Annotated in this window: 8 protein-coding genes; 4 read left to right on the top strand and 4 right to left on the bottom strand. The window is 70.6% G+C overall.

The features are described 5' to 3' along the window. Positions 1-152: 152 nt before the first annotated feature. Entirely contained in the window at positions 153-914 is a 762-nt protein-coding gene (surE, locus tag VT85_RS25005; protein ID WP_068420990.1) for a 5'/3'-nucleotidase SurE, read from the top strand. A gap of 170 nt (positions 915-1,084) precedes the next feature. After that, positions 1,085-2,695 carry a DUF5010 domain-containing protein gene (locus VT85_RS25000; protein WP_068420988.1) on the top strand — a complete coding sequence of 537 codons (1,611 nt, stop codon included), beginning with the start codon at positions 1,085-1,087 and terminating at the stop codon, positions 2,693-2,695. Positions 2,696-2,755: 60 nt separating this feature from the next. Here VT85_RS25000 and VT85_RS24995 read toward each other — a convergent pair whose 3' ends face one another. After that, positions 2,756-4,279, bottom strand: coding sequence for an MFS transporter (locus tag VT85_RS24995; protein WP_068420985.1), 1,524 nt, complete (start codon positions 4,277-4,279; stop codon positions 2,756-2,758). Between the two features lie 140 nt (positions 4,280-4,419). After that, a complete protein-coding gene (locus VT85_RS24990; RefSeq protein ID WP_197491000.1) occupies positions 4,420-8,256 on the bottom strand; it encodes a serine/threonine-protein kinase in 3,837 nt (1,278 codons plus the stop codon). Positions 8,257-8,903: 647 nt separating this feature from the next. On the opposite strand from VT85_RS24990, the gene VT85_RS24985 reads away from it, so the two are divergent. Both VT85_RS24985 and VT85_RS24980 read left to right on the top strand, forming a co-directional pair. Next, a complete protein-coding gene (locus tag VT85_RS24985; protein ID WP_068420977.1) occupies positions 8,904-9,971 on the top strand; it encodes a DUF1559 domain-containing protein in 1,068 nt (355 codons plus the stop codon). Positions 9,972-10,349: 378 nt separating this feature from the next. Further along, the gene (locus VT85_RS24980) at positions 10,350-10,811 is read left to right on the top strand and encodes a hypothetical protein (RefSeq protein WP_068420976.1); all 462 of its coding nucleotides are present in this window, start codon (positions 10,350-10,352) and stop codon (positions 10,809-10,811) included. Positions 10,812-10,848: 37 nt separating this feature from the next. Here VT85_RS24980 and VT85_RS24975 read toward each other — a convergent pair whose 3' ends face one another. Both VT85_RS24975 and VT85_RS24970 read right to left on the bottom strand, forming a co-directional pair. Further along, on the bottom strand, positions 10,849-11,631 hold the full coding sequence (locus tag VT85_RS24975; protein WP_068420972.1) for a hypothetical protein: 783 nt from the start codon (positions 11,629-11,631) through the stop codon (positions 10,849-10,851). A gap of 88 nt (positions 11,632-11,719) precedes the next feature. Next, on the bottom strand, positions 11,720-12,835 hold the full coding sequence (locus tag VT85_RS24970; protein ID WP_068420969.1) for an alpha/beta hydrolase: 1,116 nt from the start codon (positions 12,833-12,835) through the stop codon (positions 11,720-11,722). Between the last annotated feature and the right edge of the window lie 100 nt (positions 12,836-12,935).

The following is a 12,935-nucleotide window of genomic DNA, read 5'->3' as shown; positions in this document are numbered from 1 at the left end:
TCGAGGCCAAACTTCCACGGTCGGCCCCGCGCCCCGCCGCGAGGGGCCGCTCGGTTGACGCGGTGATCGAACCGCCGTTAGCATCGGAGGAGGACGGAGTCCCGGGCTTTCGCGGCGCGTCCCTTCCTCTGGACAGGATCGAAGTCGATACGATGCATATACTTCTGACGAACGACGACGGCGTCTTCGCGCCGGGGCTCCGGGCGTTGCGCAAGGAATTGACGAAGCTGGGCGAGGTCACTGTGGCGGCCCCGGCGCTGGAGCAGAGCGGCGTGGCGCACACGATCACGCTCCTGAACCCGCTGGTGGTCAAGCAGGTCGACGACGACGACGCCACGCCCCTCGGCTGGTCGATCGAGGGCTCGCCGGCCGACAGCGTGAAGCTGGCGATCTGCGAGCTGATGCCCCGGCCCCCGGACCTGATCGTCTCGGGGATCAACAGCGGGGCCAACGCCGGGATCAACGTCCTCTACTCCGGCACCGTGGCCGCGGCGATCGAGGGGGCCTTCTTCAAGATCACCAGCATCGCCGTCTCGCTGGAGCTGTCCGAGCACTTCGACTTCCCCCACGCCGCCAGGCAGGCGCGGCAGGTGATCGAGAAGATCCTCGCCAACAAGCCGGCCAACGGCTCGCTGTTCAACGTCAACCTCCCCTCCCGGTCCCGCGGCGAGCCGAAGGGCGTGAAGGTCGTGCCGATGGGCCTGGGCCGCCACGGCGAAGGCTTCGAGCGCCGGCAGGACCCCCGGGGACGCACCTACTACTGGATGACCTACACCCCGCCCCGCGAGGTCCCCGGACCCGAGACCGACGTCACCGGCCTGGCCGACGGCTACATCACCGTCACCCCGCTCCACTTCGACATGACCCGCCACGAGGAGCTGGAGAAGGTCGCCGCCTGGGACTGGAAGGTCTGACCGACGCCGGGACGGCCGGACGGGCCCCTTGCTCCCGGGCCCGGGCGGGTCGATAATCGCGCCGGGGTCGGGCCCATCGCGGCCCGGCCCCCCCGCCTCATCCTCCACGCCAGCCAGGATCGTCGGCCCCCGGCGGCCCCGCCGTCGCGGCCGACGGGGAGCGCCCCGCCATGAAGACCCCGACGAAGCCACGGACTTCCGCGCGAACCGCCACGGGGGTCGCGGCCCTCGCGATCTCCCTCGCCTTCGCCCTCGCGATCGTCCCGGAGGCCCCCGCCCAGGAGCCCTCGCGGGAGATCCCGCCGGCGATCGGGCCGCACATCGACCTGATGCCGGGCGACTTCGCCTCGGCCCGCCGGTTCGGCCCGGACGACAGGGTCGTGATGACCCATTACTTCTACTGGTACGACGCCCCGACGAAGGCCCACGTCATCGACGGCGACGGCACCGACGCCCTCACGACCCACCCCCCGACCCTCGACGACTTCTCGTACAGGAGCGTCTCCTGGCACAAGGGCCAGCTCCGGGACATGATCGCGGCCGGGATCGACGTCGTCCTGCCGGTCTTCTGGGGCACCCCCGCCGACCACGCGCCGGGCTCGCCGTTCCACTGGAGCTTCGAGGGCCTCCCGCCGTTCGTGAAGGCCCTCGACGAGTTGAAGGCCGAAGGGCTGTCGCCGCCGGCGGTCGGCCTGTTCTACGACACCTCCACCCTCCAGGCGAACGGCTGGGGCTACCACGTCGACCTGACGACCGACCACGGCCGGGAGTGGTTCTTCGCGACGATCCGGGACTTCTTCTCGATGATCCCCCCGCGTCACTGGGCGCTCCTCGACGGCCGCCCGATCGTCGACCTGTATTCGGCGTCCTTCGCGAAGGCCCACGACCAATCCTGCATCGACCGCCTCAAGGCCGACTTCCCGAAGCGGTTCGGCGGGCTCGCGCCGTACGTGATTCGCGAGATCTCCTGGAACGTGAAGGCCGACGACGTCTACGCCTGGGGAGGCGCGGTGCAGCCCAATTTCCTGGGCGTCGCCGAGATCGGCCCCGGCTACGACCACTCGGCCGTGCCGGGACGCGAGCCCCTGGTCGTCGACCGCGAAGACGGCGCGTTCTACGAACGGGCGTGGACCAGGACCCTGAACCGCCGGCCGCGGATCGTGATCGTGGAGACCTGGAACGAATTCCACGAGGGGACCACGATCGCCGAGGCCCGCGAGTACGGCCGGAAGTACATCGACCTGACCCGCAAGTACGTGGACATGCTCAAGGCCGGCGTCGTCCCGCCGAGGCCGAAAACCGCGTACTCCGACGCCCCCTCGGTCGCGATCGTCCTGGACCGCGTCGACCAGTCGAAGGGCCTGGAGCGGATCGACGTCGCCGACGGCCGCTCCGTCCCCGCGGAGGCCGGGGACAGGTCCGCGCGGATCGCCGCCGAGGGGGTCTCCGCCGCCCGTTACCTCTATTTCCGGGCGGACGACGGCTTCAAGTGGGACCGCTCGATGCCCGCCACGGTCGAGGTCGACTATTTCGACGTCCCCGGCGGCTCGTTCGGCCTCCAGTACGATTCCCAGGACCCCTCGGCCGACCATAACGGCGCGTACAAGCCCGCCGCCGGTCGGGTCGGTTTGGCGGGCTCGCTCGCCTGGAAGATCGCCCGGTTCGACCTCCCCGACGCCCGTCTCGACGGGTCCCAGAACGGCGGGGCCGACTTCCGCCTGGCGTTCGAAGGCGCCTTCCCGCCGATCCACGCCGTCCGCGTCCTCCGCCCGGCGCGGTGAAGTCCCCCGGCCCGCCGTCGCGCGGCCGCCATCGCCCGGGGCGAGGCGGCCGCGAGGGGGTTAGACCTCGGCCGCTTGCATGGAGACGTCCGGGGGCTCGGGCTCGGCCGTCGCCAAGTCGGCGGCCGGGCGACCGCCGACGCCGAGGCTGGCGATGATCGTCGCCCCGACCAGCATGAAGCCGGAGAGGATCCAGAGCGACGCGTCGTACGAGTTGGTGTTGTCCTTCAGGACCCCCACCAGGGTCGGCCCGAACCAGCCGCCGAGGTTCGCCAGCGAGTTGATCAGGCCGATGCTCGCCGCCGCCGCCGACTCGCTCAGGATCAGGGTGGGGAGCGTCCAGAACGCGGGGAGGTACGCCTTGAAGCCGACGAGCGCCATGGTGAACGCGGCCACGGTCAGCCAGCGGCCCCCGCCCGCGTAGTTGTTCACGTTCGTGAAGGGGATCACGGCCATGGCCACCGCGCCGACGACGATCGGCAGCGAGGCGTGCCAGCGCCGCTCGTTCGTCCGGTCGGAGTTCCAGCCCACGAAGATCTGCCCCACCAGCGACCCGATCGGCGGGATCATGATCAGGTAGGCCACCGTGTCCACGTCCAGGTTGTACCAGCCCTTGATGATCGAGGGCATCTGCATCTCCACCGCGTAGTTGCCGCAGGTGCAGAGGAAGAAGGCCAGGGCCAAGAGCAGGATCTTGGGGTGCGCCAGGGCCTGGGCGATGGTGAAGTGCCCGGCCGCCGCGTGCCGCCGACGCTCGTCGTCCAGCTCGGCCTGGAGCGCCTCGCGCTCCTCGGCGGTCAGCCAGGTCGCCTGGGCGGGGCGGTCGGTCAGGAACGCCAGGACCACGAAGGCCAGGACCACGGCCGGGATGCCCCAGAGCAGGAAGACCCACTGCCAGCCGACCAACCCCCACGGCCCCGGCCCGCCGCCGCCGATCTTCATCATCTGGTTCGAGATCGGCGGCCCCAGGATCTGCGAGATCGGCGCGGCGATGAAGAACCAGGCCAGCGCCCGCGAGCGGTCCCGGCGCGGGAACCAGTGCGACAGATAGACGATCACCCCCGGGAAGAACCCGGCCTCGGCCAGCCCCAGCAGGAACCGCGCGCCCCAGAACTGGGCCACGAACGCCGCGCCGGGGCCTCGCAGGCTCTCCGCGTACGAGTCCTCGCCGCCGCCGAAGACGGTCTCGAACACCCCCGCCAGCCCCCCCGTGAGGCTCGCCAGCGCGTCCGTCAGGTACGGCACCCGGCAATGCACGAACGCCGTCATCGACGCCACGATCCCCCAGGAGATCATGATCCGAAAGATCCACTTGCGGGCGCTCCAGCGCTCCACCAGGATCGAGCCGGGGATCTCCAGCAGCAGATAGCCGACGAAGAAGACCCCCATGCCGAAGCCGAAGACAGACTCGGTGAATCCCAGGGGGCCCAGGTCCTCCTGCATGTCGAGCTTGGCGAAGCCCACGTTGGTCCGGTCGACGTAGGCCACGACGTAGCAGATGAACAACAACGGCAGCAGCCGCCAGTACGCCTTGCTCCGGGCTCGGTCCAGCGCGCTGGGAGTAGGGGGGGTCTCCGACGGCATGAGGCGCCCTCGATCGATCGGGTGGGAGGGGAGAGGTTCTCGCGGCGAGGCGCGGTACGGCCCGCCAGTTTATAGCATCCGACCCCCGCCCCCCACACCCCAGCGAGAAAAGGCCGGGCGGCGGCCCCCCGGCCCGAGGGTCACTTCGCCGCGTCGGCGGGGGGGGCGAGGCTGCCGAGGAGGAGCTGGAACTGGGCGTGGGCCAGCAGTTCCTTGAACGCGGGGTCGGCCTTCACGTCGGCGTCGAGCTTGGGGTCGGCGTCGAGGGCCTCGCGAAGCATGAGGACGGCGCCGGAGAGCCCCTTGCGCTCAAGCTCGTCGCGGCGGGGCGCGTCGAGCTTGTCGTCGGCCCGGGCCTGGGACGCCATCCTCGCCAGGAGCCGGGCGGCGGCGACGCAGCTCGGGGCGTGGGCGACGGCCTCGCGGGGGATCTCCAGCGCGACCCGCCGCGCCTCCTCGTAGGCGGCCAGCTTCAGGTCGGCGTCGGCGAGCTCCCCGAGCGTCTGGGTGAGCAGTTCGCGATAGGCGGGGTTCCGGCCTGAGGTCAGCTCGACGGCCTGCCGGTCGTGGGCGACGGCCTCTTCGAGCATCGGCCGGGCGTCCTCGGGGCGGGTCGAGGCGGCGGCCCGCCTGGCGAGCATGTAGCCCAGATAGTAGTGGCGGTCGGGGGCGGCGGGGGACTTCTCGACGAGCCCCTTCATCCCCTCGACCGCCTTCGCGAGCAGCGGCGCGGCCTCGGCGGCGGCGTCCCCTCGGCCCTGGAGCGAGTCGGCCAGGGTCGCACGGGCGACGGCCAGCGATTCGACGTCGCCGTCGGCCGGCGGCTCGCGGCGGGCCAGCTCCTCGGAGATCGCCACGGCTCGCCGGATCGGCTCCTCGGCGTCCCCCTTCCCGGCCCCCTGACGGGTGCTCCCCAGGTTGCTCAGGACGATGGACGTCTCGCGGAGGACCTCGACCGGGGGCTTCGCCGGGCCGGCGGCCAGGGCGTCGAGCGCGGCGAGGGCGTCGGCGAACGCCTTCTCGGCCTCGTCGAGCCGGCCCTCGGCGACCTTCCGGTTGCCGAGGCCGGTCAGGCAGCGGGCCAAATCGAGCCGATATCCGGCGTTGTCGGGATGCTCGGCCGTCAGCTTCTCCAGCAGGCCGAGCGCCTCGACGTAGGCGGCTTCGGCCCCGGGGCGGCCGGCGGCGTCGAGGGCCTCGCCCAGTCGGCGGAGGAAAGTGGCCTGGAAATGCCGGTTCCGGGGGACCTCGGGCTGCGCCGCGACGAGCGCCGCGTTCAGGTCGCGGGCCTTCTCGATCTCGGCGACGGCCTCGTCGATCCGCCCCCGCTTCAGGTGGAGATAGCCGAGGTTGAAGTGGCATTTGGCCAGGTCGAATCGGACCGGGCGGTCGTCGGGCGAGCGCCCGGCCAGGGTCGTGTTCAGTTCGACGGCCTGCTTGAGGATCGGCTCGGCCTCGCGGACGCGGGCCAGGTCGACGAGGACGCCGCCGTAGTTGGTCGCGGCGGCGGCCAGGTTGCGGGCGTACTCGGGGCGGTCGGGGTAGTCCTCGGCGAGCCTCGACGCCTCGCGGTAGCCGCGTCCCCAGAGGGTCGCGGCGTCCTCGAACCGGGAGGCGTCGTAGGCGAACCAGCCCAGCTCGGCGCAAGCGTGGGCGAGGGCCTCGCGGTGGCGGGGGATGGTGGGGAGTTCGGCGACCAGGGCGTCGAGCAGGTCGTAGCCGCGCCGGGAGGCGGCCTCGGCTTCCTCCCGATCGCCCGTCTCGCGGCCGTATCGGGCCAGATAGTCCTCGGCGCGGGCCAGTTCGCCACGGACCTCGGGCGAGTCTGGGGCGGCGGCCCTGGCCTTCTCGAGCAATTCGCGGGCCGAGACGTAGGCGGGCCCGGCGGCGGCCAGGTCCCCCTTGCGGCGGAGCAACTGGCCCTTCCCCAGCAGGGCGCGGGCCAGCAGCCGGCGGTCGTCGACCGTCCCGGTCGCGGGGGAGGCGAGGGGCCGCATCAGGTCTTCGGCCCCGTCGAACAGCGGGGCGGCCTCGTCGAAGCGGTCCCGGCGGAAGAGGGCCTCGGCGAACCGGGCCTGGGTCGAGGCCAGGGCGCGTCGGGCGTCGCTATTCCTGCGGCGGTCGGCGGCGAAGAGGGGACGGAGCCGGTCCAGGCTGCGGCGGTAAGCCCGCTCGGCGTCTTCGAACCGGCCGAGCTTGGCGTAGACGTCGGCCATGCGCTGGAGCATCCGGCCGTGTTCCAGGCGCGCCGCCGGGGCGTCGTCGTCCCCCTTCGCGCGGCCTTCGTAGAAGGCGACGGTCTTCTCCAGGAACTCCTTCTGGAGCGGGTCGAGCCGATCTTCCAGCCAGCTTTCGCCGACCCTGGCGTACATGTCGTCGACGGTCTGGCGGGCCACGGCGCCCTGGGCTTCGGCCTCGTCCCGCCAGCCGTTGACCACCACGGCGCCCACGCCCGAGGCGACCGTGGAGACCCCCAGCAAGACCACCGCCGCGGCGACCGCCGTGCGATGCTTGCGCGCCCATCGGGCGATGCGACGGGTTCGGGGCTCGTCGTAGGCGGTCACGGGCTCGTCGGCGAGGTGCCGCTGCACCTCCCTCGCCAGGTCGCCGGCCGTCTGATATCGATCGTCCCGGTCCTTGGCCAGCGCCTTCAGGCAGGCCGCCTGGAGGTCGAGCGGGGCGTCCGGGTTGTGCGACCGGGCCGGCGCGGGGGGCTCGTTGACGACCTTGTGGAGGATCGCGGCCGTCTGCCTGGCGTGGAACGGCGGCTGGCCGGCGAGCACCTCATAAAGGATGGCGCCCAGGCCGTAGACGTCGGTGCGGAAGTCGACCAGGTCGTGCCGCCCCCGGGCCTGCTCGGGCGCCATGTAGCTGGGCGTCCCCAGAAGCTGGCCCTGGATCGTCCCCTCCGGGCCCGCGCCCGACTCCTTCCTGGGCGTCCGGAAGTCTGAGTCGGCGGGCGGCGGCGGGGGGCCCGGCTCGCCCGCGAGCGTCGGGCCGACGCCGGTCGGGGCGTCGCCGTCGCGGCCGGGTTCGAAGGCCAGCGTGGCGAGGTCTTCCTCGCCGCCGGCGAAGGTGGGGGGCTCGGGGGCGGAGGGGGCTTCGACGTCCGTCGCGCCGGGGGCCTCGTGGTCCTCGCCGACCTGCTTGGCGAGGCCCCAGTCGAGCACGATGACCTCGCCGAAATCTCCCAGGACGACGTTCTGCCCCTTGAGGTCGCGGTGGATGATCCCTCGCGAGTGGGCGTAGTCGATCGCGTGGCAGATGGAGACGAAGGCCGTCAGCAGCTTCACCAGGTCCACGTCGGTCGGGGAGCCGGCGGCCCTCGCCTTATGATAGGCGCGGGTCGCCTCGCTGAGCGTCCGCCCCTTGACGAATCGCATCGTGTAATATGGGGACGCGCCGCCCGACATTTCATATACCGGGACGACGCCGGGATGCTCCAGCCGGGCCGTCACCTTCGCCTCGTACAGGAATCGCGACCAGGCCAGCGAGTCGCCCGTCGACTCGGGACGCAGCTCCTTGAGCGCGATCTCCCGGCCGAGCGAGGCGTCGCGCGCCCGCCAAACCTGGCCGACGCCCCCCTTGGCGTGGATCTGGGACAACGCGTAGCGATGATCGCGGGACGCGTGTTCGCCGCCCTCCCCCCCGTCCAGGGTCGAGATCAGGACGTGGCCGGCCGGCCCGCCGATGGTCGCCGCGACCTCCCCCGCCGGGGCGCCCGGCCCTCGAAGCGCGTCGAGCGAGCGGCCGTCGAACGTCGCGGCCAGGGTCGCCGCGACGTCCCCGCCGTGCCGCGCCAGCCTCTCCTCGACCAGCCGGTCGATCGCCCCCTGCTGCTCATCGGTCAGGATCGCCCGCGCGCCGAGGGTCCGGCCCCCGTCCCCCCCCGCGCACGTCTCGGCGAGCTGGTCCGCGTCGAGGGCCCCGGCCTGGAACGCGAGCAGGCCGAACAGCAGGTCCCGATCCGAGTCCATCGTCACCTCGCACGCCAGGAGGCGTCCAGTTCCCTCGGAGATCGACCGCCGAGATCGTCCGACGCCCCAGCTCCATCGCCCCATGAAGGGCGCATTCTACAGTCGGGTTCGACCGGGGCAGAAGCATATTTTCGACCGATTTCGACGCCCCGGCCGCGGCGGCATCGAAGAATGTACCGAGACCGCCGCTTTCCTTTTAAGACCGTCGGCCTCGAAATTGTGGCGTCGCGACGACGCCGCCACCGAGGAATCATCCAATTTCTTATGGGGGGTTGACGATCTGACGGGGTCGTATTACCAATGGATAAAGTCCATTCACGATGATGCCGGCAGCGAGCATTGAATCGGGATTGGATATGCAGCCCGCCCTTTCGATTCTCATTCTTGACAAGCGTTAATCTTGCGCGCGATTGTCGAAGATTTGTTGATCCTCGGTTGCCTTCGGCGCCGGGGGCGGTTTCCGCTGCGCCCTCGACGAGCTTCATGATCGTGTTCGGGCGGCGCGAGTAGCGCCACCTGATCTGGCGGGGGCGGCGCGAAGCGGCGTCGTTCTCCGTCGGATTTCGTCTTTTATTCAGGTTCGTTTATCAACCAGGAGTCGTCCCGCCGCGGCGTATCGCGGTCGGAGCCCCCGGTGGGGAGAGGTCATGCCTGCATCGAAACGTTCCGGGTTCACCCTGATCGAGCTTCTCGTGGTGATCGCGATCATCGCCGTCCTGATCGCGCTTTTGCTCCCGGCCGTGCAGTCGGCCCGCGAGGCGGCCCGCCGCGCCCAGTGCGTCAACAACCTGAAGCAGCTCGGCCTGGCGGTGCACAACTTCGAGTCGACGAACAATCGGTTCCCGGACGGCCAGGGCCCGGTCCCCAAGGGGCCCGGTTCGGTCGGCTTCATCCGCGGTGCCGTGCTGACGATGATCCTGCCTTATATGGAGCAGTCGAGCCTGTTCTCGGCGTTCAATTTCCAGCTCGACGTCCATTCCAACGTCGAGAACAAGACGGCGAGGACCCAGCAGATCTCCGCGTTCCTCTGCCCGTCGGACGCCTCCAGCTCGCGGATGACCGAGGCGGGCCTGTCCTTGGGCACGAACAACTACTACGGGAGCATCGGCGCGACGGCCGCCCAGCTCTTCAGCACCGCCTCGGGGACGGCCGAGACCGAGACCTCCCGGGTGGGGATCTTCAACATCCAGATGAACCTGACCGGCAGCCTGGCCACCAACCCGGACTTCCGCAAGGTGATGAACGTCGTCACGATCGCCTCGATCAGCGACGGGACGACCAACACGGCGATGTTCTCCGAGACCAAGCGGTCCACCATGCCGTCGACCGGGTCGTCCGTCGCGGTCCTCACGGACCGGAACATGGTCCACCGCTCGCAGGGCTGGACGACCACGGCCGGCAACTACATCCCCCCCGCCGACTGCGACGCCAGCACGTATTCCCCGCTGAACTACCGGGGCCTCCAGTACTACCGGGCCACCCAGTTCCTGCACGTCTACAGCCACACCATCCCGCCCAATTACAAGGGCTTCGACTGCACCGACGCGGTCGCCGGGGCGGCGCACATGGCCGCGCGGAGCTTCCACTCCGGCGGGGTGAACGTCGGCCTGGCCGACGGATCGGTCCGCTTCGTCAAGGACTCGGTCAGCATTGATACCTGGAGGGCCCTGGGGACCAAGGGCGCCGGCGAGATCATCAGCGCCGACTCGCTCTAAGAGCCTGTCCCATAAGGGCGAGAGGCGAGCTGGGACGGTCTTCCCCCCCCGGCGGGAAGACAGACGCCGAAGGCGTCAGATGAGGGGGGGACGCCCGCGGCGAGCTTCGGATTTCGGGGCCTCCCGCCCGGGCCGACGGCCTCGGGACGGCCCCTGGAACTCCGAGGGGCGGGTCGCTCGTCCCCCCCTCATCCGGCCCTTCGGGCCACCTTCCCCCGCCAGGGGGGAAGGCCGTTATGGTCCGGAGAAGCAGACTTCCGGGACAGGCTCTGATCGGCCTCGACCGGACCGAATCCACGCCCGACGACCGGGCGGCTCCCCTCGGGGCACGCCGTCCGGTCTCGCGCATTCCATCTCGACCGACAGCAGGGAGATCGCATGTTTCGATCCGTCATCGCGGCGATGGGCCTCGCCGCCTGCCTGGGGACCCTCGGAGGTTGCGGTGGCTCCGGCACGACCGAGAGCATCACGTCGGCCACGTCCGAGAACGGGCCGCTGGCCCAGGTCGGCCAGATCTATCGCGCCCACTGGCAGTTGAAGGACAAGGCCCCGACGGGCCCGAAGGACATCGCGACCTTCGCCGACGGCAACCCCGAAGGGGTCAACGCGGTGAAGAACGGCGAGATCGTGGTGATCTGGGGCGTCAAGCTCGACGACCTCTCGATCGAAGGCGACGGCGACTCGGCCGACGAGGTCCTCGCCTACGAGAAGGCGACGCCCGAGCAGGGGGGCTACGTCCTGATGAAGAACCGCGACATCCGCAAGATGACCGCCGACGAGTTCAAGGCCGCCCCCAAGGCCGCCGGCACGGCCGCGGCGCCGGCCGGCAAGTCGTCCTGAGGTCGAGTTGAAGTGAAGCCGCCCCGGCCGCGACGGCTCACCGATCGGAGCCGTTGCGGCCGTGTTCGCGCTCGCGGCCCAGGCTCTTGCGGTCGAATCGGAAGCGGCCCCGGCGGGGGCCCGGGTCGTTCGGTCCCGATCCCGGTACGGGGAAAGGGGTCAGGCTGGGGTCGATGTCGCGACCGCTCCCATTCCCCCTCCCGATCCCATCACCGCCGCCCGGCAGGCGTCCCGCCGCGCCGGCGAGCATCGCCGGATTGTAGGGGAGCGTGATGGGGGTGATGCGGTTCACCTTCCAGACGCCGGGCTTGGTCTCCTCGAACCCCAACGACCAGGCCGTGTCGGCCGCGCCCGCCCCTCCCATGCCGAACGGCCCCTCGACGTTCCCCCGGACGAAGACCTTGAACTCGGCCTTCCCCCGCCGCGTCTGCTTCCCCGCGCTGGTTTGCAGGCCCCGGATCCGGACCATGTCGAACTTCGAGTTCGCCAGGCTCGCCTGGATCAGGGCCCGGGTGGCCGCCGACGGCATCGACTCGCCGGTCTGGACGTACTGCACGTCGGGCGTCAGGTGCGCCAGCAGCCCCGCCGAATCCGACGCCAGGAGCGAACGCCGCAGGTCGTAGACCACCGCCTCGATCCGCTCCTCATCCGTCACCCAGAGCCACTCCACCCCCACCACCAGCACCGCCAGGCCCAGGGCCGACAGCCCCCAGACCAGGTATTTCCCCTCCTGCCTCGCCTTCAAGGCCACGAAGCAGCACGCCGCGACCAGCAGCAAGATCCCCACCGGCCACGTCGGATCGTCCGAGAACATGCTCATCGCGCTGCCCTCCGCTCCCGTCGTCTTACATCTGTAAGGCCATGGGGTATTGTCGCCTCGCATCGGCCGCGAGGCTAGTCCTTATTCCTTAGGATTTCTTGGAATCGCCATCGGGCTCGGCCTTCTCGGCGGGCTTGGCCTTCTCGTCGGCCTTGGCTTTCTCGGCGGGCTTGGCCTTCTCGGCGGGCTTGGCCTTCTCGGCGGGCTGGGGGCGGGAGGTCTGGATGTCGGAGTAGGTGACGGGGATCTGGTTGTAGCGGGGCTCCCACTCGTTGGGGCGGAGTTTGAGGTGGGAGTCGAGGTATTTCACGAGGGTGTCGGCGGCGCCGGGTTCGAGGCGGAGGAGCTTGTAGCCGTGGAGCGAGGAGGGGAAGAGTTCGATCTTGTTGCCGCGGCTCCGTTCCAGGTCCTTTCGGGCGGCCTCGACGGCGTCCTTCGACGCGGAGTCCTTGCTGCCGGCCATGAGGAGCATGGGGACGCGGGGGGCGAGTTGCGAGGTGATCCGGGAGAGGATGTAGCCGGAGCCTTCGGGCTGGGGGGAGACGAGGACGAGGGCGGACAGGTCGGCGGGGCGGCCCTCGGTGGAGACGGCGGCACCGGGCTGGTAGGCCCAGGCCGCGACCAGGTTCGCCCCCTCGCCGACGCCCACGACGCCGAGCTTGCCGACGTTCAGCTCGCCCCGGTTGTGCCGGTCCAGGAGGAACTGGTAGGCCGCCTGCAGGTCGTCGGCCATGGCCTCCCGGTCGTCGGCGGCGAGGGCGCGCCGCGGGTTCTGGCCCTGGCCGCGAAGGTCCATCGAGAAGACGGCGTAGGTCTGCTCCTGGAGGTGCTCGGCCAGGCCGCGGCCCTTGAACTCCAGGACCTTGTCCTCGAAGTCCTTGCGCGAGCGCTGGCGCTCGTGGATCAGGACCACCACCGGCGCGTTGGCCCCGAGCTTCGACGGATAGTACGAGGCCGCCAGCGGCGTGCCGTCGAAGGAGCGGAGCTTGAACGTATAATGGTAGGTCCCCGGCGCCCCCTTGGCGGCGTCCTGGCGGGCGAGGGGGTCTCCCCCCTGGGGCCGGACCTTCTTCAAAGGCTCTCCCCCCTGGTCGCGAAGGGCGCGTCCGCCCCGCCGCCGCCCCTCCTGGGCCGCGACGCCCAGCGTGGTCGACAGGGTGAGCACGACGGCCCAGAATCTCCGACTCGCCAGCAGTCCGCGCATGGGCGTCCCCGTGATTGGCTCGCTCGTCCGACGAAGCCTGCCTGTTCAAAGGCCGACGGGCCTCGACGTCTTCATCCTAAGACGCCCGCGTGCGATTCAC

It is taken from the genome of Planctomyces sp. SH-PL62 (genome assembly GCF_001610895.1).
Lineage (GTDB): Bacteria > Planctomycetota > Planctomycetia > Isosphaerales > Isosphaeraceae > Paludisphaera.
The sequence above is the reverse complement of the archived record's forward strand: the minus strand, read 5'-3'. Positions and strand labels throughout refer to the sequence as shown.